We start from the raw sequence: 20,923 nt of genomic DNA on the forward strand, positions 1-20,923 counted from the left end.
GGCCGTCGGGCGGCGCCGCCCGACGGCGGATCAAGGGAGCGGCGTGCCCCCGGTGGCGTTCATGATCTCCGCGGTGATGAAGCTCGCGTGCTCCGAGGCCAGGAACACATACGCGGGCGCCATCTCGGCGGGCTGGGCAGGACGGCCCATCGGCGCCTGCTTGCCGAACTCCTTGGTGTCCGGCAGCGTCGCCGGGATCAGCGGCGTCCACACCGGTCCCGGAGCGACAGCGTTGACGCGGATGCCGTCCTCGACCAGCATCTGCGCGAGGCCCTGGGTGAACGTCACGATGGCGCCCTTGGTCATGGCGTAGTCGAGCAGATGCGGGCTCGGCTTGTAGGCCTGTACCGAGGTGGTGTTGATGATGGATCCGCCCGATGGGATGTGCGGCACCGCCATCTTGCACAGCCAGAACATGCCGTACAGGTTCGTGCGCACCACCCGGTCGAACTGCTCCGTCGTGATGTCCCTGATGCCCTCGGGCTGCGACATCTGATAGGCCGCGTTGTTCACCAGTACGTCGATACGCCCGAACTCCGCCACGGCACGCTCGACGAGGCGCCGGCACTGCTCCTCCTCCCGGATGTCGCACGGCACGGCGATCCCTCGGCGCCCTGTCTCCTCGATCAGGCCGACCGTCTCCTGGGCGTCCTCGGCCTCGACGGGCAAATGGGTGAACAGGACGTCGGCACCCTCGCGTGCGTAGGCGAGCGCGACGGCCCTGCCGATACCGGAGTCACCGCCGGTCACGACCGCCACCCGGTTCACCAGCAGCCCCCTCCCCCGGTAGGAGTCCTCACCGTGGTCGGGCGGCGGGTCCATCGGCCCGGTCCAACCGGGCGGCTCCTGGTCCTGCTGAGCGAACCCCGGCTGCGGATGCTTGGTCGTCGGGTCCTGCGGGGCGTCGCCCATCAGTGTTGTTCCTTCCTCGGCCGTACGGGTTGCAGCTCGCGCCGCGCCTGCCGAAGACGCGCACACGCCATCACTCTCGGTGATCGAACTGCGTGTACGCATGTCTCCGCAGCACCGGGTGTCCCGTGATCGCCGGCCCACACATGCGCGACGAGGTAATCGACCTGTGCAGGTGATCCTCGCCCTCCCGGCCGTTGAAGCGGTGCGGCATGTCATCCGCAGAGCGCGGCAGCGACAGGGGTCAGGAGAAGCGACGTACGAACACGTCCGACTTGCCGTTGGTGTCGCCGGGCACGATGTCGTCGGCCGTGGACTGGAAGACCACGTCACGCCCGCCGGCGCTGACGGCGTCGACTCCGGCCGAGGCCGGCTGGTTCGAGACGATCTCGTCGGTGCCCGCCGTCAGGTCACGCAGCTTGAGCGACGGCCCGGCCGTGTCGTTCGGGGCGTACAGCAGATGGTTGCCGGTGGGGTCGATGGCCAGGCCCTTGACGTTCGGTACCAGGTGAGCCGTTCCCGTGCTCACGTCGTGGACGTAGGTGTCGGTGCCCGAGAGGTAGACGACCTTGCTGCCGTCCTCACTGATCTGGACAAGCGTCGCCTCCTTGGCCGCTCCCTCGATCGGGCCGGAGGTGGAGCCGTGGTCCCGGTCCCACAGGAAGACGTCCTTGGTCCTGCCGTTCTGGTACGCGACGAAGCGGCCGTCACCGCTGATGGACGGCCGGGACGGCGCGGTGTGGTCGAACCAGGCGAGTTCCTGCTTGGTGTCGGCGTGCCAGTCCCATACGTCGATGCGCTGGCTGGTCGAGGGCCTGCCGATGGTGGCGACATTGGCGACGTAGCGGCCGTCCCCGCTCAGCGACGGCTGACTGCAGTTGAGAGCGTCGCAGTTGAGCCCGATCGAGCTGCCCGCGGTCCACTGAGCCAGCTTGACCTTGGTGTCCCTGAACAGCAGCACCCAGTAGGCGGCGTACTCCCCGTCACCGCTGATCATCGGAGAGGCGATCGGGTAGCTGCCCACAGACTTGAGCTGCCCCGACGGCTCGTCACGCAGATACACCCTCTCGCTTCCGGCGGCATTGCCGGGCGCGATGTTCGTCGCCGAGGACGAGAAGACGATACGGCGTCCGTCGGTCGTGATCGCGCCACCGGTGGAACCGCCGTCGGACTGAGTGCCGTCGGGCGCGACACTGACCCTCTCGACTCCGGCCCCGGTTCCGACTTCGGCTCCGGCTCCGGCTCCGGCTGTCCGCGCAACGCCCGCAGGATCGGCCGATGCGGCTCCGGGCAGCGCCGTGGTGACCGCACACACCACGATCGCCGCCCCCAGTACACCTCGCACGCGTCTGGTGTTCCGGTTGGTGTTTCCCCTCATGGTTCCCCCAGTCAGGAAGATGTCTCGCCCCCGGCTCCCCGCCGGAGGGCCTCAAGCATGCAACCGCAGCGGCGCTGAGCGGTCAATGCGGCACATGACATGTGAGAGGTGTCGTTTCGGTCATAGGGGGACGCGCCCCGAACACCGCTCGTCCGGATACGAGGATTCCGAGGCGTCCCTACACCCCCGGCATGTATGAGACCCAGGGCCGCCCCCGCCCCTTCGCCCTCCTCCTGTCGGTCACCCAGGCACCCCACACGGCGGTCGAGGCCGTAGCCGTCGCACGGTGTCCGCGCCCCGGCCCACAGCCGGGGCGCGCGGTAACGGGCCGGTGTGTCCTATTCGGGCCGTTGCCGATGATGTCGGGGAGCGGAGTCGTGGCTGTCGAGTGTCCAGGCGATCGCCTCGGCTCGCCCGCTGACACCTAGCTTCCGGTATATCGCGTACAGGTTGTTCTTGACAGTGCGTTCAGCAATGCCTAATCGACGCGAGATCACTCTGTTCGAGGCTCCGGTGATCAATATGTCCAGGACCTGACGTTCCCGGCGAGTCAATTGCGGGCCGCGTGTCCGGGTCCGTTGCCTCACTCGTGCCGCGTCGCCGTACGGGTTCGCACCGGAGCCGGATTCCGCAGGTGCCACAGGACGGCACGGGCCGTGATCGGCGATGCCGCGGAGCAGTTCGGCTATCTCGTTGAGCGTGGTGATGATCTTTTCGTCACGGGCCTGCCGCGGCATGCCCGCGCCGGGGGACGTGGTCATGGCGACGGGTTCTCCTCTGAAACGCCCTGGTGAGTGATGCGGGAAGCGATTGCGCACAGCGTCCCCGACGGGCTGCCGTAGAAGGGAGCGGTGTCGGTGATGTACCCCTCCCCGGTGTACCGCGCCGGTATGCCGCCGTTCAGAACTTTGTCTCTTTCGCCGTGCCTTCCCGTGCGTAATTTCACTGGCTGATTCCCGACAGCGCTACGGCACCGTACGACATGTTTTCAGCCTGGAAGCAGAGCGTTCCTTCCGGCACCTGATGGCAGAGTGCTCTTCCCGGCATGGCGACGCCCGCACGTCGGCCTGCCGGAGGACAGCGGGGCGGCGACGGAAGCCGTGTACGTAGTCCCGAAGTATCCGGTACCGGCCCGAAGGGACTATGTTTTCGGCCGTTTGGTGTGGGGCCGAGAGGCCAACCCGGGGCCCGAACGGCGATTTCCCCAACGAGCGTGCGACGAAGAGGAATCATGGAATTACCGGTGCCACAGGAAGGAATCGGGGCCACAGCCGAAGAGCTGATCAGGGAACTCGGCAATCGGCGTACGCGTCACACAGCCGAGGCCCAGGCCGGCCAGGACACCCAGGGCTCGTCGTACGTCCGGGACAACGCCCTGCTGGATCTGGCCCGCCGCGGCGAGTTGTCGAGGGAACACCTGCGGCGGCTGGTAGCCGTGGATGCCCAGTGCCAGCGCACCGAACTCGCGGCGTACGCGTTGATGACCACGCGCTTCCCGCATCGCCCGGCCGCGGATCTCTACGCCGGGTTGATCGGTCTGGTGGGCGCGGCGCAACCGTCCCTGGCCGACTGTGCGAAGGCCCTCGGCATGTCCGAGGAGGACTTCCGGCACGGCCCCCGGACGTACCGCACCTACGCCTTCGACGGCCTGCTGTCGTGGGTCGCACTCCAGGGCAGCCAGGCCGACACCGGCCTTGCCCTGCACTCCGACCTCACCGTCTACCTGGGCGGTTGCGCGGAACTCGTACAGGCGGTCCGCACGGCGGACATCCCCGCGCCGGACGAGTTCCTTGCGCACTACGGAACCGCTTCCGCGCCCGACCTCCTCGCACTGGCCCTGGAGACCACGGACGACGGGCTGCGCCGCGGTGACGATCCCACGACGGCCCTGCACACGGCATGGCTGCTGGAGATGAGCCTCGAAGACTTCTGGCGCGCCGCCGCCGAGTCCGCCCTCGGTTGATTCGCCCCTGGCCCCCGCGCCACCCGCAACCATCTGCTCCCTCCTTCATGACGCGCCCCTCCTTCATGACGCGTCCCTACGTCACGACGCGTCCCTCCCTCACGACCCGTCCCTTCTTCATGACGCGTCCCTCCCTCACGACCCGTCCCTCCCTCACGACCCACCCCCCTTCACGGATGAGAGAAACTCATGTCCAGCACACGCCACGACCAGTCCTCCCCCGGCCTGCCCCACCACGTCCTCGCCTGCAACGACGTCAGCTGGGACTACCCCCATGACGCCTCGCTGAGCGCACGGTTCGCCGAACAGGCGGACCGGGCCCCGCAGGCGCCGGCCGTCGCGTGGGACGGTGGCCGGTGGACGTACGAGGAGCTGTGGCGGCGCGTACGCCGGACCGCCGCGCTGCTGCGCGAACACGGTGTCGGGGACGGCGACACCGTGGGCGTCCTGTTGCCGCGTTCGCCGGAGTGGGTCGTCACGGCCCTGGGCGTCCTGACCGCCGGAGCGGTCTATCTGCCTCTGGACCCCGGGCACCCGGAGAGCCGGTTGCGCGCCATTCTCGACACGGCCGGCGTCCAGCATCTCGTGACGAGCCCTGACGGTCCGCCGAGGGCCGCCGAAGACCGGACCTGCCTCACCTCGGACGACCTCGCTCCTCCCGCATCCGCCGACACCTCCGGGACGGAACCGCACGCCTCGGACGAGAGCGCCGCCCAGGACGCCACCGCAACCGCGGACAATCCGCGGCGCAGCGCCGACGACCCTGCCTACGTCATCTTCACCTCCGGCTCCAGCGGCACCCCCAAGGGTGTGGTGTGTGCCCATCGCGGCCCCCTGCGGCTGGCCCTTGGCACCGGCGATCTGCGGCTGAAGCCCGAGGACCGGCTGCTCGCCACCACCAACCCGACGTTCGACGTCTCCTGCTACGAGTTGTTCGCGCCGCTCCTCAACGGTGCCTGCCTGGTGTTGCCGGACCCGCGGACGCTGCTGAGCACCGACGCCCTGGCGGCGTTGCTGCGCCGCGAGCGGATCACCGTGCTGTGGCTGAGCGCCGGGCTCTTCCACCAGCACGCCCAGGAGCAACCGGACATGTTCTCCCGCGTGCGATGTCTGATCGCAGGCGGAGACGTCCTCAACCCGGCCGCCGTACAGGCCGTTCTGGCCCACGACGGGCCTGGAGTCTTCCTCAACGGCTACGGCCCCACCGAGAACTCGGTGCTGTCCACCGTCCACCGGGTCGAGAGCCTCCCTCCGCAGGCCGACTCCGTGCCGATAGGCCGTCCGGTCACCGCCTCGACGGCCTACGTGGTACGCCCGGACGGCGGGCTCGCCGCGGTCGGCGAGCAAGGCGAACTATGGGTCGGCGGCGACGGCGTGGCACTGGGTTACTTGAACGACGAGGTCAAGACAGCCGAGCAGTTCGTCCCCGACCCCTTCGGCACCGAAGCCGGAGCCGGAGCCGAGACCGGAGACGGAGCGAAAGCCGGAGCCGGACGGCTGTACCGCACCGGTGATCTCGCCAGCTGGCGCGAGGACGGAGTCCTGGAGTTCCACGGGCGCCAGGACAGGCAGGTCAAGATCCGCGGGTACCGCGTCGAACTCGACGAGATCGAGTCGGCGATGAAGGCGCACCCGGACGTCACCGATGTCGCCGTGGACGTCGTGGGCGAGGGCGCCGGGCAGCGACTGGGCGCCGCAGTGATCATCAGCGCCGACGCCGAGCCGGAGGGTCTGGTGCAGCGCCTGCGTGAGCACACCCGCGACCGGCTGCCCGCGCACATGGTGCCCGCCCGGGTCGTCGTGGTGGACGAACTGCCGCTCACCGACAGCGGCAAGAGTGACCGGGCGCGGCTGATGGATCTGGTGGAGCGGCGCCGTACCGGGCCGGACGACGAGACCCGGGCGCCGCGCGGTGAGGTGGAGAAGAAGGTCGACGACGTGTGGCGCGACACGCTCGACGTGGACCGGATCGACCGCGACGACGACTTCTTCACGATCGGCGGCACGTCACTGCGCGCGACCCAGGTCGCCGGTGCCACGCGCCACGAGCTGGACATCGACCCCGCTCACGGTGCCGACCTGATCGACTCCCTGCTGTCCAACCCCACGTTGCAGGACTTCTCGCAGCACGCCGACCGGCTCAGCCGTGCCGCGGAGCCGGGTGACGAGGACGGCGCCCCGCCCGCCGCCGGCGAGGCCCGCACCCCCGTGGACTTCGCGGCGGAGACAGCGTGGCCGGAAGGTCTGCGGTTCGACGCGCCCGCGACGGGCGACCCCCTGCGCCCCCGCACGGTCCTGCTGACCGGTGCCACCGGCTTCCTCGGGGTGCACCTGATCGCCCAGCTCCTGGACCACGGCGTGCAGAACGTCTTCTGCCTGGCCAGGAAGGCCCGTACACCGGACGAGGCACTGGACCGGATCACCGCGCGGATGCGGCGCTACGGACTGGACCCCGCGCACTACGAGAAGCGGCTGACCGCACTGCCCGGCGACCTCGCCGCCCCGCACCTGGGTCTTGACGACGCCGACTGGCAGCGACTGGCGAAGGAGGCCGACACCATCGTGCACGCGGGGTCGCACGTCAACTTCGCCTACCCGTACGGCGCGCTCGCGCCCCAGAACGTGGGCGGTACCCGTACCGTCCTGCGACTGGCCGCCGCGGAGCGCACCAAGCCGGTGCACTACATCTCGTCCATCGCCGTCATCGTCGGCTTCGGTACGGCCGGAGTGCGACACGTCCACGAGGACACCCCGCTCGACCACGCCGACCGCATCTCCCTCGGCTACCCCGAGACCAAGTGGGTCGCCGAACGTCTGATGCGCCAGGCCGCCGAACGCGGGCTGCCGGTGACCATTCACCGACCGTACGAGATCACCGGCACCACCGACCGCGGCGTGTGGAACACCGACACGATGATGTGCGCGCTGTTCCGCACCATCGCCGAGACCGGCACCGCACCGCGGATGGCGCTGCCCCTGGACTTCGTACCGGTGGACCACACCGCGGCGGTCATCACCCACGTCATCACGCATGAGGAGCCCGACGGGCGGGTCTACCACATCACCAACCCGCGGCCGGCCCTGCTGGACCTGGCGGTACGGCGACTGCGCGCCATGGGCTACCCCGTGCGGGACCTCTCGTACGACGACTGGGTCGCCTCCATCGACCGGCTGGCGGCCGACAACCCGGAGCACCCGATGGCGCCGTACCTGCCGATGTTCATGGAGCCGGCCCAGGACTGGGGAGCGTCGGTCAAGCAGATGTACTGCGAGGAGACGTTCCCCGCGTTCGACCGCACCAACGTCGAACGGGCGCTGGCGGGCAGCGGTCTGCGGTGCCCGCCGGTGGACGACGACCTGCTCGACCTCAACCTCGGCTATCTGCGGGAGAGCGGCTTCCTGCCCCAGCCACCCACGGCGTGACCACCTGCGGGTCCGCCCTCTGCGCGTTCCGTTCCGCGAGCACAGAAAGGACATCCCATGCGCATCGCCGTCATCGGCGCCGGAACCACAGGACTGACCGCGGCCTGGCTCCTCTCCCCCGACCACGACGTCACGGTCCACGAGGCGGAAGCCAGCCCGGGTGGTGCCGTACGCACCCATGTACTCGACACCGACAGGGGACCCGTGCCGCTGGATCTCGGCGCCCAGCACCTGTCCCCCACCGACTTCGTCGCCCACCGCGCGCTGCGCCGTCTGACGGGGATCGGCGAGGACGAGGAGCGGACCGTGCCGCTCACCCTGACCGTCACCGCCGCCGACAACAAGCCGCTCCTTGTCACGCCGGACGCCGCCCACGACACCGAGCGCGGGCGCACCCCCGTGACCGGAACGGCCTGGGAACAGATCGGGGCCTTCCTGGCCGCCACCGCGGGGCAGCAGCCGGGGACCGTCACCCATGACGTCGCCGCGAAGCCCATTGCCGCACCCCTGCCCTCCGAATTCACGGTTGCTGAGGCGGCGGACGCGGCCGGAGTCGACAAGGAGGTCCGCGACGGGATCCTCCTGCCGTGGCTCGCCTCCTACACCGGCTGCCGACTGGCGGACGCGGCGGCCATGCCGGCCCGGTACGCCGCCGCCTGGGCGCTGCGGACCCCGCCCGGCCGCCCCGAGGACGCGGCACTGTGGATCAACCTCTCCGGCAGCCTGCACACGCTGACCGCCCGGCTGGCGGACAGCCTCGGCGGTCGGCTGCACCTGTCCGACCCGGTCTCCGGGATCAGCGCCGGCGGCCCCCGCGGTTCGGCGCCGCTGACCGTGCACACCGCCGACGGAGCCGCACCCGTCTACGACCGGGTGATCGTCGCAGTCCCCGCCTGGGCGGCCGCCCGGATGCTGACAGCGGATCCGGTGCTCGCCGAACGTGCCGTCCTGCTGGACCGCCTGCCGTACGAGCCGGTGACCGTCGCCCTGCACCGCGACGCGCGGTACATGCCGCCGGAACGCCGCCACTGGTCGGCCGTCACCGTCCACGCGCACGATGACCGGGGCGAGCCGACGTACTGGTTCGCAGCGGCCGGCGGACCTGACGTCTTCAAGAGCTGGATCACGCACCGCGACGAGCCGGCCGATGTCCTGCGCCTCGCGCACTTCCGGCTCCCGGTCCTCACCGCGGACGCCATGGCGACCCGGCGGAAACTGCACGACCTGCGGCTCAGCCCGCACCTCCAACTGGCCGGCAGCTATCTGTACGACATCGACAGCCAGGAGTCGGCCGTGCGTTCGGCGCTGAGCGCCGCGGAGGAGATCGACGCGTCCGCAGCCAGGCCCTCCCGGCTGCGCGCCGCCCTTGAGGCGGAGGCCGTGTCGTGAGCTCCGTCGTACGTCCCCAGTCGGACATTCGTCCGTCCCGGCGGGTGGCCGCAGCCGAGCGTCACGGGCTGCGCGGGGCGTTGACCGACGAGGCCCACGAACTGTCCGCCGCGGGCCGTCCGGTCATCGACCTCGGTCTCGGCGATCCGGCGGCGCACGGGATTCCCGCGCCCCCGACCGTGCTGGCCACGCTGCACGAGCGGGTCGACGACGCCCGTAGCTACAGCGACGAAGCCGGGCACCTGACGGTCCGGACGGCCGTCGCCGAGCACTTCCGCACCCGGCTGGCGCTGCCGGGGGTCGCCCCGTCGGACGTGCGGCTGGGCAACGGCGTCTCCGAGCTGGCCCTGCTGACCCTTCACACACTGCTGGACCCTGGGGACGAGGTGCTCGTACCCGATCCCGGATACCCGATGTGGTCGGCGTACACCAGCCTCTGCGACGGTACCGCGGTTCCCTACCCGTGCCCCGAATCCGACGGCTGGCGCCCGGACCCGGATGCCGTGTCGCGACTGGCCGGTCCGCGGACCCGTGCCCTGGTCGTCATCAATCCGGTCAACCCCACGGGCGCCGTCTGGTCGGCGGAGACCCTCGAAGGGCTGGCGGCGGTGGCACGCGCGCACGGTTTGGTGCTGTTCTCCGACGAGATCTACGACGGGATACGGTTCGTGCCCGGCCCGCACGTGCCGCTCGCCGCACACGCGCCGGACCTGCTGTGCCTCACCTTCGGTGGTCTGTCGAAGTTCTCCAGGCTGCCGGGCCTGCGCGCCGGATGGGTGGTCGCGTCCCACCCGCCCGGTGTCGGCCGTGCCTACCTCGACGCGGTGGCCTCCCTGGCCGCACTGCGACTGAGCCCCAACTCCGCGGGCCAGTACGCGGTTCCGGCCGCGCTGTCCGCGCCCGCTCTGCGGGACGCCGCCGCGCTGACCGAGCCGGGCGGCGCACTCCACCAGGCCCGGTCGGCAGCCCGTACCGCGATGGCCCGTCAGCCGCGCCTGCGGTGCACCTCTCAGGACGGGACCTTCTACGCCTTCCCGCGGTTGGACCTTCCGGCCGGCACCACCGCCACCGACTTCGCCCGACGGCTGCTGCGGGAGAAGTCCGTACTGGCCATGCCGGGCGAGCAGTTCGGCCACGACGGTGCTCTCAGCACGCATCTGCGCCTGACGACTCTTGCACCGCCCGCGCAGACGGCATCGGCAATCGAACGCATCGGCGACCTCCTGACCGAGATGTGGACGGAGCCCACCGGCAAGGGTGCAGCGACGGCCCGGCCGCGGAGGGAATGACCTGATGCCGCGCAGCTGACTGTGCGTCATGTACGGCATCGGTTCCGCGAGCCTGTGCGTGGCAGTCTGCACGCGGGACGTCACCAGCGAACCGCGCGGGGCGCACGTGTCGCTGCCCCGCGCCCGAACAGCCCATAACCCCCTGTTTCGGCCAGCGCGGGCCTGGTTCGCGCCGAATATGACGCAACGGGACGCTTGGGTTGTCCGGGAGGGCAGCGGTACAGACCATACGGAGTGCGCTTCGCGAGGGCGGGCGTGACGGCTGCAACCAGGGGGTCTTCAGCGGTGGCATTTCTTGCTTACAACATCCTCACCGATCCGGCGCCGCTCCAGGTGTCGGAGCAGGGTGGCACGTCCAAGGGGGCGGTCTACATCGTCGTCTCCAACCCGAAGAACAAACCGATGTCCTGGAACTCCCTCGTGGTGCGGGTGCCCGTCGGCCAGAAGCCGGAAGACCTGACGCCCGACGCCAAGGCGATCGACGTGCGGGTCCTGCCGGACGCGACGAGGGCGCCGAACGAGGAGCCGCTGACCCACTGGGACCCCACGACGGGCGTCCTGACCGTGGTGCCTCGGCTCGCGCCCCCTCCGTTCCCCTCGGCGCCCCAGCCGCTCACGCCCTTCAAGGCGAGCGGCTCCCTGATCCTGGCACTGGAAGGCTTCCCGGTCTCCGGCACACCCGGACCGGTCCTGCTACAGGTGACGGAGTCCGTACAGAACGGCCCCTGGCCGGAGGAGTCCCCCGTGACGCTGAGCCTGATCAAGCAGGCTCCCAAGGTGCCGCGCAACCTGCGTCCGAAGCGGTCCCTGGTGGCCGCGGGCAAGGATGTCGCCCTTCAGTGGGAAGGACCCGTCGGCTTCATCTACGAGATCCACGGGCCGGACGGCCTGTCGAAGAACCAGCCGCAGCAGGTGGGGGCAGGCTGGGAGTGGACACCGGCGGCAGGCGAGGAGCCCAAGCGGGACGCCACCTACACGCTGACAGCCACCTCAGCCGTGGGGCAGCAGCCGCCGGAGCACACCCTCACCACCACCGTCCACCTGCGCGAACCTGAGTTCGAGAGCGTCACCGCCACCAACGGACTGCACACCCCGTGGGTCGAGGGCACCACGGCCAAGGGACGCATCGTCTTCACCGCACAAGGCGCACAGATCCACAACGACTCCAACGCGCCCGGCACCCTCTCGGCCGACAAGGCAGACATCGACAGCGTCGTGATCACCACGTCGGTACGGGGGCGCGGCGACGACGCCGGCTGGGTCCAGTTCCCGTCCACCGGGATCAGGGTCGGACACGGCACCGGCACCGACCTGGGCACCGTCACGGCTCACAAGGCGGATCTGGACGGCATCAACACCGGTTGGGTGCAGGGCCGCAGCGCGAGCGACGGGTGGATCGCCTTCCCCCAGTCCGGCCTTCAGGTCTACAAGGACGGTAATTCCCAGTGGGGAACCGTCGACGCCGACAAGGCGGACCTGAACGGTGTCATCACCAAGTGGGTGCAGGGCCGCGGCGACAGCCCCGGGTGGATCGAGTTCCCGGGATCGGGGCTGAACGTCTTCCAGGGTGCGGGGAACCGGCAGTGGGGAACCGTCGCCGCCGCCAAGGCCGACCTCGACGACCTGGTCACACTGCGGGCCCAGGTCAAGGAACGCCTCACCCTCCAGGGCGGCCTGACCGTCGACAACGTCCTGGAGACCCAGGACGGACCGCCCCGCCTGACCGTCCACGGCCGGCTGGACGCCGAGGGCGAGCTGAACGCCGCCGGAAACGTCGTCGCCGGACGCGACCTCACCGTCAACGGCGACCTGCGGCCGCAGCGCGACCTGGAGGTCGGCGGCTCGGTCCGCGCGGCCGACCTGACGGCCAGGGGCAAGCTGACCACCGAGGACGGCACGTACCGGCTCGTCGTCCACGGAGAGTCCCAGTTCGACGGGAAGGTGAACGCCAACGGCCATCTGTCGGTCCGCAACGGCGGCGACTGGATCGTGCACACCAACGACGGCCAGATACGGGTCAACGGCGATCTGCACGTCCATGGGGACTCGGCATTTGCCGGGAAGATGAACGCCAATGGCCGTCTGTCGGTCCGCAACGGGACCGACTGGCTCGTGCACGTCAACGACGACCAGGTGGCGATCCAAGGCAATCTGCGGGTCCACGGGGCATTCCACTCGGACAGCTGACGGCCCGTGCCCGGCGGCTGCTCCGCCGGGCACGGACTTCGGCAGTCGCAGGCCCGGGGGGAACCTGCCAACGATCAGCCGTGGAGCGCGCGGGCTCCCGGGCTGTCACCCTCAAAACGCTGGCCCGAGGCGATCTCCTCGCTGATCACCGTCCAGGCGGTCTCGTCGTCCTGGAAGGGCAGCGGGTCGACACTGCTCGTCTCCTGACGGATACGTTCGGTCTCGCGCTCCAGGCGCTCGAAGTCGGCTTCCTCGTCGCTGTCGTCGCTGCTACTGCTACTGCTACTGCTACTGAAGGTGAACTCCGCCAGCAGGCGCTGGAACCGGAGGGTGACCTGGATGAGGGAGGACACGTCGGTGTGGAGTGCCTGCGCGGTCTCTTCGTCGGCGTCGAAGGCGTACACCTTGCCGGAACGGGGGTCGAGGGCAAGGTGTGCGTTGAGCAGCCAGCCGATGACCGGCCATTCGCCCGCGTCCGGTGAGGCGTCCTCGAACTCCTCCACATCGACGACGTCCTGCACGAGGGGCAGTGTGCCGCGCTCCTCGTCGAGCTCGCGCAGCCAGAGTGTGTCGGCGGGAACGCCGACGGTCTGCAGGAGGCGAGCGCCCTCGGTGTCCGCGGCGCTCGGCGGGAAGGCGGTTGCGGGCAGAGTGGTGAGCCGACTCTCGCCGAAGATGTCGGCGAGTTCGCTGCGGGTGATGTCGAAAAGCACTGCCTGAACTCCGAAACTCGGCGGCGGCAAGGGCGCCGCGCTTCCGCGCTTCCGACGGCGCGGAGTCGCTGGCCAGCACACAGGTTCCCACTCGCTGGCCGACCTCGACAACTTCAGCGTCGAGGTCGGCGCACATGCGGGCCACTGGCACACCCGCCTCCAGGAACACTGGGTCGAGGTGACAGGCTTGTGGCCCCCGCTGAACGTCTTCGCGGCTGTCACAGGCAAGGAGCTGAACATGGATGCATTGGATGTACCGGGTACACCGGGCGGACCAGATGCACCGGGCGAGGCGGCCGGGCTGGACACGGCGAGACGACTGCGGGCGATCAGCAGTGAGCTGTCAGAGCGTTTCTACGAGCGGGACGAAGTGGTACGGACGCTGCTCGCGGCTCTCCTCGCGGGCCGGCACTCGCTGGTGCTCGGCCCGCCCGGAACGGCCAAGTCCGAGCTGGCGCGGGAGCTCACCGGCAGAGTCGCCGGGGCGTCGTACTGGGAGATCCTGCTGTCGAAGTTCACCGCGCCGACGAGGATGTTCGGGCCCGTGGACGTCGCCGCGCTGGCCCGCGGCGAGTACCGCCAGGTCTACGACGGCCGCGCCACGACCGCGCACATCGCGTTCATCGACGAGATCTTCAAGTGCTCCACGGCGGCGCTGAACGAGACCCTGGGCTACCTCAACGAACGGATCTACCACCCCGAGAGCGGCGGCGAACCGATCCACTGCCCCCTCGTCGGAGCCATCACGGCGAGCAACGAACTGCCGAGCGGCGAGGACACAGCAGCGATCTACGACCGGCTCCTCGTACGGATCGAAGTCGGGTACCTGGAAGACCCCTCGAACTTCGCCGCTCTGGTCCGCTCCGCCGTCAAGCGCCCTGAGGCGTCGACTCGTACGACAGTCGAACTGACCGCACTGCAGCACGCTGTGGCCGAGAGTGTCCCTGCCGTGGAGGTACCCGAAGCGATCGTGGACGCGGTGTGCACGCTGCGGGCAGCCTTGCGCCGCAAGGAACTCATCGCCTCCGACCGCCGCTGGCGGCAGGCGGTGGGCCTGCTCCAGGCGTCCGCCTATCTGGACGGCCGCCCGGCGGTCGGCGAGACCGACCTGTCGGTGCTGACCCATGTGCTGTGGGACTCCCCCGCCCAGCGTCCGACCGTCGAGCGCGAGGTGCTGCACCTGGTCAATCCCGACGCCAAGGAGGCTCTCGACCTCGCCGACACGATCGAGGAGCTGGAGACCCAACTCGACTCCATGGCAGGCCAGTCGCGCGAGGCGCTGAGCGAATGGGTCATCAAGAAGGCGCACAACAAACTCGCCATGGCGGGCAAGCGGCTGGAGAAGCTACGCGAGGAGGCTGCCGTCGCGGGTCGCTCCACCGCCACCATCGACCGGGTCACCGGCCGCCAGCGCGCCGTTCGCGCCCGTGTCCTCACGGAGGCCCTCGGCATGGACGCGAGTACGGTGCAGGCCCAGCTGTGAACAGCGAGGAAATCGAAATCGGGCTCGGAGTCGCGGCCGGGTTCGGAGGCGAGGTCGGAGTCCGGGCCGGGTTCGGAGTCGGGGCCGGGATGGATTCCGACACCGCCGCGAGGGTGGGACAGGTGCGACACACCACTGCCGTCGTCGCGGACCGCTTCGACCGGTTCACGTGGCGCGACACGTACGAGCAGTCGGCCGGCCTGCGTGAACTGGCCGAGGAGTTGGAGGCGCGTCACGCCTGCTCCACCGACCTGCTGGCCGACGCGTTCCTGGCCGCGTACAAAGTCGGCCTCCGGTTGCGCGACCGCACGGAGATGCACCCCGGCCGGCTGGTCAACCACCAGATCATCACGGCGCTGGTGGGCGCACCGGAGTTCGCCGACCTGCGCCGGGAGACGGTCGGCGACCCGTATGCCGCCGCCATGGCCGTACTCGCCCAGGCAGCCGCGCTGCGCCGGATCCTTGAACGCTCCCACGACGCGCAGGAGCAGGTCCAGCAGCCGCCCTGGACCATCCAGCAGGTGCAACGCCAGACCCAGCAGCACCAGCAAATCCCACAGACGCCGCAGACGCCGCAGACGCCGCAGCCTCCGCAGCCTCCGCAGGAGAGCGGACACCCCGCAGGCACCGCGCGCCAGACCGCGGAGGACGACGCCGCGCAACCCTTCGCCGGGGCCGCCTCCCCCATTGGCGCGCCACCGCACGGAACGCCGCCGCAAGAGCCGCTCAAGTCGTACGCGAAGAGGCCGCGATGATGCGCGCGTGGGGCGTCGGATCGGGCGCGCTGGAGCGCATGTCCTTCGGCGAGCGCGCCCGGCTCGCCGAACGCCTTCGCACCAGCCGTCTCGCCCGCTGGGCCGAGCTGATCGGCCGCTTCCGGCAGATGGCCGACGGTGAGCGCGCCCGCAAAGTGGAGAACGCCAACGGCGAGCTGGTCGGTGTCACGCTCGGCGACGATCTCTCCCGTGTCATCCCCTCCGAGCTGGCCAACCTCGGCCTGCCCGGGTCGCGTGCGCTGTTCGCCGCGCGTTACGCCGCCGGGGAACTGATGCTGTACGACAGCCAGGGCGAGCAGGACACCGGCCGGGGTGCCATCGTCGCGTGCGTCGACACCTCGCACTCCATGTACGTGGAAGGACCCGGCGGAGTCACCCGGGAGGCCTGGGCCAAGGCATGCGCCCTGGCCCTTCTCGACCAGGCCCGGCACGCGGGACGTGATTTTGTCGGCATTCTCTTCTCCGCCGCCGACAAGATCCAGGTCTTCCGCTTCCCGGCAGGTCCGCCCGCCGACACCGCCCAGGTGCTCGACTTCGCGGAGAGCTTCCTCGGCGGGGGCACCAGCTACCAGACGCCTCTGACGGCGGCTGCCGAGCTGCTGGAGGAGGAGTTCAACGACGCTGCCCGCACGCGCGGCGACATCGTGATGCTCACCGACGACGAGTGCGGCGTCACCGAGGAGTGGACGCGCGGCTGGAACGAAGCCAAACGGCTGCTCGGCTTCCGCGTCTTCGGCGTGGCCATCGGGGCCCCGCCCGCTGCCGCGGCGGGCTCCGTCCTCGACGCCCTGTCGGACAACCTCCGTTCCATCGAGGACTTCACCGATGTCCATGCGGCCGCGGACCTGTTCCGCGTGATCTGACCCAGCTCCCGGCAGGCCAGGCACGAGAAGCCCCGGTCACGGGCCCTCGCGCGAGGAGCCCCGCCGCCCCCTCGCCCCCACCCGTTCCGACCGACGGGCTGCCCACTCTCCTGCACGCACAATGGCCTAAAGTGATTTAACGTTCAACCTATATGCGCGGCATGCTGGTGAACAGGTCGGCGACCACCACCCAAATCTCCGGCCCAACATCCCACCCGACCAAGGGAGATGACCGTCATGAGCCAGACACTGCCGCCGCTCCGCCTCCACCACAACGCCTGGATCACCGACGACCAAGAAGCCAACCGGCGCTTCTACGAGGACGTGATCGGCCTGCCCCTCGTGGCCACATGGACCGAGCGCGAGGTGCTGTCCGGGACCGAGCGTGCCTACAGTCACACCCTGTACGGCATGGCCGACGGCAGCGCGCTCGCCTTCTTCCAGTTCGCGAACCCCGAGGACCAGGCGGAGTTCAAGACCGACATCGATTCCACGCCGCTACGCCACATCGCCTTCAAGGTCGAGGCGGAGGCCCAGGAGGCCGTGCGGGAACGCGTCGCCGCGGCCGGCTACGCGGAGACGAACGCCCACGTGATCGACCACGGGTACTGCGTCTCGCTGTACGTCACGGACCCCAACGGGCTGATACTGGAGTTCGTCGTCGACCACCCCGACGTGGAGAAGATCGACGCCGAGCGGCGTGCCACAGCACACGCCGACCTCTCCCGCTGGCTCGCAGGCGACCACACCAGCAACAACCACTGGCGTTGACCAGTCAACGGAACTGTGAGGGTGAGGTCGGGCCGTTCGACCTCACCCTCGCCAGTCCTCCCTGGTCTCGCCGGTCCTCCCTGGTCTCGCCAGTCCCGCTCGATCTCACCGGTCCTTCTCGATCTCGCCGGTCCTTCCCGGTGACGCGGTCGCGCCGAGCCCTTACCGCCGCAGCAGGAACACGTCCGACGCCTTGTTCGTGTCGCCCGGCACCAAGTCGTTCTTGGACGAGGTGAACGCTATCCGGCGGGCGTCCGCGTCGGGACTGGCGTTCTCGGCACCTGACAGCACCGTGCGTACCTCCCCCGTCCGGAGGTCGCGCACGCTGACGTTCATGCCGTCGTTGAAGAGCAGGTGCTGGCCGTCAGCGCTGAACGTGCCGCCTGTGGCCGTCTGGCCGGCGGTCGTCGCCGTCTGCCGCCAGGTCTGCTTCGCACGCCACTCGCGGACGAAGACGTCCGTCTTTTCGTTCGTGTCGTCGGGGACGAGGTTGTCCGCCCACGTCTGGAAGGCGACGCTGTCGCCGTCGGGGCTGATGTCAGCGAGGTAGGAAGCGTTCCACGAGAACCCGTGATGGGGGACGTCGACCTTCTCGGTCTGCCCTGTCGTGCGGTCGGTGACGTAGAGATCGCGGTGGGGCGGTCCGCTGTGGCCCCCGGCGTGCATCTCGTAGGCCACCACACTGCCGTCCGCGCTGATGACGGGCCTTTTGGCCTGCCGGTAGTCGGGCGGGTAGATGCTCACCCGCTGGGTGACCCCCTCCTTGAGGTCGCGTACGTAGACGCGCGTCGCACCGGCTCCGTACTCCGGCCACCAGGGCCGATGGTCCGCCAGGAACGCCACATAGCGGCCGTCCGCGCTGATGGACGGAGACCGTCCGACGATCGCGTAGTCCTCGGGCACGCCGACGTTCACCTTCTCGGTGCGACCGCTGCCGAGATCACGGACGTAGACCTCGCCGACCTCACCCTTGTCGCCCTGGCTCCCGTCGACCTCGCTGACCGCGGCGAAGGCCAGGCGGCTGCCGTCCGCGCTGAGTGACGACTCGCCCGTCCACGATGCCTTGGGCGCGCCCGAGTCCCGGGCGTGCACCTGGGTCAGCTTTCCGTTGCGCACATCCTTGACGTACAGCTCGAACTTGTCCTTGTGGGCGAGAGGGCCGAAGTTCTTCGCCATGGAGTAGAAGCTCACGACGTTGCCGTCGGCGCTGAGCCCACCGTAGGCGGACGCGCCCTGGCCCTGCTTGCCGTCGGCTGTGACACTCACCCGCTCGATTCGCGGCTTGGGTGGTGCTTGCTCGGCCGACACCGCGAAGGACGCTCCGGCGAGCGCCGTCACCGCTGTGACTGCCATGACTGTCATGACGGCTGTGATGGCTGTGACTGCTGAGGCCGCCACCGCGGACAATCTCGTGCCTCGGGCACCCACCCGTCTTCGGAAGTGCATGTTCCCCCCAGACAACACCTGCCCCGGCCCTGTGCCGGGGCCTCACCCGGAGGTAACCGCACGAGCTGTGCCGGGTCAATCAGCCGCTTTCCGCCTCGGCGGCGGAGAAACGAGGGCTGGGTTCGCCACCCTCGCCTCCCCGGCCCTCCCCCCTACTGCCCTTCCGCTCTTCTGCCCTCGTGCCAGGACACCGGGCCCGGTTCTCGGACTGCCCGGCTGGCGGATCCCAGCGCCGTGGGGTGGCCAGAAAGCGCCGACTGACCGGCCCCCTCCGTCGGTCAGTTCAGCCCGATCACCGGGCACCCCGGGCGCCCTCCTCATGCGCCCACCAAGCGATGACGGCAGGACACGTACGGATCGACAGAACCGGCAGGCCGCCGGGCCGGACGGCCGACAGATCGGCAGACAGACCGGTAGGCCGCTGGACCGGCAGGTCGCCGGACCAGCCCCGTCAGTCAGCCCTCAGCAGTCCGCGAAGACAGAGCTCATCACGTCCTCGTCCGCCCGCGCGAGGTTGTCCTTGAACCAGCCGGGGACCGTGCCCAGATAGCCGCTGTAGTCGCTGTGCTTGTAGATGTGGATGCGGGTGGGCGTCCGGTTCCAGGCCGAACTCGCCCGGTCCTGGAACCACGAGGGCACCTTGTGGTGGCCGCAGCTGGGCACCACCCACAACCAGCCCCCGCCGTCGTCGTTCTGGAAGAAACACGAGCCGCTACCGCACTCGGACCAGGCCCGAGCGCCGTAGTCGCCGCCACTGAGCCGGTACAGGCCCTCCACGCCCGCCACCTTGGTGACGCGGGTCTCGTCGGCGCTCGCCGCCGTCGGCGCGGCGAGTGCGAATACGGCCGCTGTCGCCGCGACGCACGCTGCGATCCTCTTGCGCATGTCCCCTCCTGGAGTCGCTGGATTGCTGTGCGTTCACTGTGACCTGCGGTGGCCCGACGATCCTCAGCAACGAGCGCACACATGATGAGCATCCGGCGCACGCGCACCCGCCCGTTCCCGGGCGCGCACCTCGCTCGGCGGGAATCCGTACGCCCTGCGGAAGGCGCGGCTGAAGTCCGCGGGGTGGCGAAAGCCCCAGCGGGCGGCCGTCGCGGCGATGGTGCGCGCGGCCGACGCCGGATCGGTCAGGTCCCTGCGGCAGCGCTCAAGACGCAGGCGCCGGATCATGGCGGCCACGGTCTCCGGTTCGTTCCGGAACAGGAGGTGGAGACTGCGTACGGAGAGGTGGTGGTGGGCGGCGATGGCCGTTGGACGCAGTTCCGGATCGCCCAGGTTCTGCTCGATGAAGACCTTGATCCGGGTGCGGAGCGCGGCCTTGCGGGTCTCCGGTGGCAGCGTGTCCTGGGCGTCGAGACGCCCCGCCAGTACGGTCGCGGCCAGATCGACTCCGATCGCACCGAGCCGGGCCAACTCCGCCGGGCCGCAGTCGCGGGCGGCTGCCGGCAGTCCGGACAGGTACGAGCCGAGCAGCGCCGCCGAGCCCGACCCGGCCCGCGTGGACAGGCGCTCGGCCAGCAGCCGGTCCGCCCGGCCACCGGCCAGCGGCAGGACCGTTCGCGGCAGCCGCAGCAGCGTCAGGCGGGACTGCCGGCCTCGGTCGAGGAAGTCGCAGACGAGCGGCGCCGAAGTGGTGAACAGGCTCATGTCGCCGCTCCCGAGACAGGCGACGCCACGGGACTGCTCCAGCCGGATGGGGCTCCCGTGGACGAGGACCAGGTAGTACTCCTCCGGGTCATGGCGGCGGATCTGCTGGGGAGAGCGGCGGGCCACCATCGGGGAGAAGGTGAAGGCGGCCACCTGGCTGTGCGGCATCCCCACGGCCTCCACGCTGCCCCTGAAGCGGGGCGCGTGCGGGCTGCGGATCGTCACGGGCATGACCTCGGTGCCGACCATCTCGGCCCACCAGTCGAACCGATCCGGCGCCGGGACCACATCGGTACTCGCGGACACCACCGGCCCGCCTCCGCCGTCTTTCTGACGCGCCGTCTGATTGATGCTGGACATTCAACGATGCTCACGGCTGACGGCCCCACCGAAAAGCCGCCAGCCGGACAGATGACGGCGGGAAGCAGCGGATGACGCCGGAAAGCAGAGGTGCTTGCGGCTGATCGCTCGCTGGTCCGGTCATGCCTGCGAAGACACCGGCTCAGGCACACGATCCCGGAGTGAGGTTGTCGGGGTTGGTGGGGGTGGCGGGGGCGCTAGGAGTTGTCTTCAAATGTCACGCCCACATCAGGAGCGAGGCGAGAGTGACGGCTGCCTGGTAGGACTCGGCGGTCTTGTCGTAGCGGGTCGCGATGCCGCGCCACTGCTTGAGGCGGTTGAAA

The 20,923-nt window shown here is 69.8% G+C and carries 14 protein-coding genes and 2 pseudogenes; 8 read left to right on the forward strand and 8 right to left on the reverse strand.

The window, feature by feature from the left end; translation table 11 throughout:
* Nucleotides 1-30: 30 nt before the first annotated feature.
* The 3 genes from GPA10_RS38920 to GPA10_RS38930 form a co-directional block, all read right to left on the reverse strand.
* The gene (locus GPA10_RS38920; RefSeq protein ID WP_157169542.1) at nt 31-912 is read right to left on the reverse strand and encodes an SDR family oxidoreductase; all 882 of its coding nucleotides are present in this window, start codon (nt 910-912) and stop codon (nt 31-33) included.
* A 241-nt stretch (nt 913-1,153) separates the two neighbouring features.
* A complete protein-coding gene (locus GPA10_RS38925) occupies nt 1,154-2,254 on the reverse strand; it encodes a hypothetical protein (RefSeq protein ID WP_343041814.1) in 1,101 nt (366 codons plus the stop codon).
* A gap of 371 nt (nt 2,255-2,625) precedes the next feature.
* A complete protein-coding gene (locus GPA10_RS38930) occupies nt 2,626-3,048 on the reverse strand; it encodes a helix-turn-helix domain-containing protein (protein WP_157169544.1) in 423 nt (140 codons plus the stop codon).
* 482 nt (nt 3,049-3,530) lie between these two features.
* On the opposite strand from GPA10_RS38930, the gene GPA10_RS38935 reads away from it, so the two are divergent.
* From GPA10_RS38935 to GPA10_RS38955, 5 genes are all read left to right on the forward strand, one after another.
* Complete coding sequence (locus GPA10_RS38935) at nt 3,531-4,250, forward strand: hypothetical protein (protein ID WP_157169545.1); 720 nt, start codon at nt 3,531-3,533, stop codon at nt 4,248-4,250.
* 189 nt (nt 4,251-4,439) lie between these two features.
* Nucleotides 4,440-7,673, forward strand: a complete 3,234-nt coding sequence (locus tag GPA10_RS38940; RefSeq protein WP_157169546.1) for an amino acid adenylation domain-containing protein — start codon at nt 4,440-4,442, stop codon at nt 7,671-7,673.
* Nucleotides 7,674-7,730: 57 nt separating this feature from the next.
* Nucleotides 7,731-9,062 (forward strand): FAD-dependent oxidoreductase, encoded by a 1,332-nt coding sequence (locus GPA10_RS38945; protein ID WP_157169547.1) that lies wholly within the window; start codon nt 7,731-7,733, stop codon nt 9,060-9,062.
* Entirely contained in the window at nt 9,059-10,351 is a 1,293-nt protein-coding gene (locus GPA10_RS38950) for an aminotransferase class I/II-fold pyridoxal phosphate-dependent enzyme (protein WP_157169548.1), read from the forward strand. The genes GPA10_RS38945 and GPA10_RS38950 overlap by 4 nt, the downstream gene beginning before the upstream one ends.
* A 285-nt stretch (nt 10,352-10,636) precedes the next feature.
* On the forward strand, nt 10,637-12,538 hold the full coding sequence (locus GPA10_RS38955) for a bactofilin family protein (RefSeq protein WP_157169549.1): 1,902 nt from the start codon (nt 10,637-10,639) through the stop codon (nt 12,536-12,538).
* Between the two features lie 74 nt (nt 12,539-12,612).
* On the opposite strand, the gene GPA10_RS38960 is transcribed toward GPA10_RS38955, so the two are convergent.
* Complete coding sequence (locus GPA10_RS38960) at nt 12,613-13,251, reverse strand: SUKH-4 family immunity protein (protein ID WP_343041815.1); 639 nt, start codon at nt 13,249-13,251, stop codon at nt 12,613-12,615.
* A 238-nt stretch (nt 13,252-13,489) separates the two neighbouring features.
* On the opposite strand from GPA10_RS38960, the gene GPA10_RS38965 reads away from it, so the two are divergent.
* The 3 genes and pseudogenes from GPA10_RS38965 to GPA10_RS38975 all read left to right on the forward strand — a co-directional run bounded on the left by GPA10_RS38965 (nt 13,490) and on the right by GPA10_RS38975 (nt 17,144).
* Entirely contained in the window at nt 13,490-14,734 is a 1,245-nt protein-coding gene (locus GPA10_RS38965; RefSeq protein WP_157169551.1) for an AAA family ATPase, read from the forward strand.
* A gap of 89 nt (nt 14,735-14,823) precedes the next feature.
* A pseudogene (locus GPA10_RS44220) lies at nt 14,824-16,373 on the forward strand (VWA domain-containing protein).
* Between the two features lie 237 nt (nt 16,374-16,610).
* Nucleotides 16,611-17,144, forward strand: coding sequence for a VOC family protein (locus GPA10_RS38975; protein ID WP_157169552.1), 534 nt, complete (start codon nt 16,611-16,613; stop codon nt 17,142-17,144).
* Between the two features lie 162 nt (nt 17,145-17,306).
* Here GPA10_RS38975 and GPA10_RS38980 read toward each other — a convergent pair whose 3' ends face one another.
* The 4 genes and pseudogenes from GPA10_RS38980 to GPA10_RS38995 all read right to left on the reverse strand — a co-directional run.
* Nucleotides 17,307-18,497, reverse strand: a complete 1,191-nt coding sequence (locus GPA10_RS38980) for a TolB family protein (RefSeq protein WP_157169553.1) — start codon at nt 18,495-18,497, stop codon at nt 17,307-17,309.
* A 555-nt stretch (nt 18,498-19,052) separates the two neighbouring features.
* Complete coding sequence (locus GPA10_RS38985) at nt 19,053-19,475, reverse strand: peptidase inhibitor family I36 protein (RefSeq protein ID WP_157169554.1); 423 nt, start codon at nt 19,473-19,475, stop codon at nt 19,053-19,055.
* Nucleotides 19,476-19,538: 63 nt separating this feature from the next.
* A complete protein-coding gene (locus GPA10_RS38990; RefSeq protein ID WP_157169555.1) occupies nt 19,539-20,600 on the reverse strand; it encodes a helix-turn-helix domain-containing protein in 1,062 nt (353 codons plus the stop codon).
* Between the two features lie 217 nt (nt 20,601-20,817).
* Nucleotides 20,818-20,923: pseudogene (locus GPA10_RS38995) on the reverse strand (IS5/IS1182 family transposase); the annotation flags it as partial.

It is taken from the genome of Streptomyces typhae, assembly GCF_009755605.1.
GTDB classification, from domain to species: Bacteria; Actinomycetota; Actinomycetes; order Streptomycetales; family Streptomycetaceae; genus Streptomyces; species Streptomyces typhae.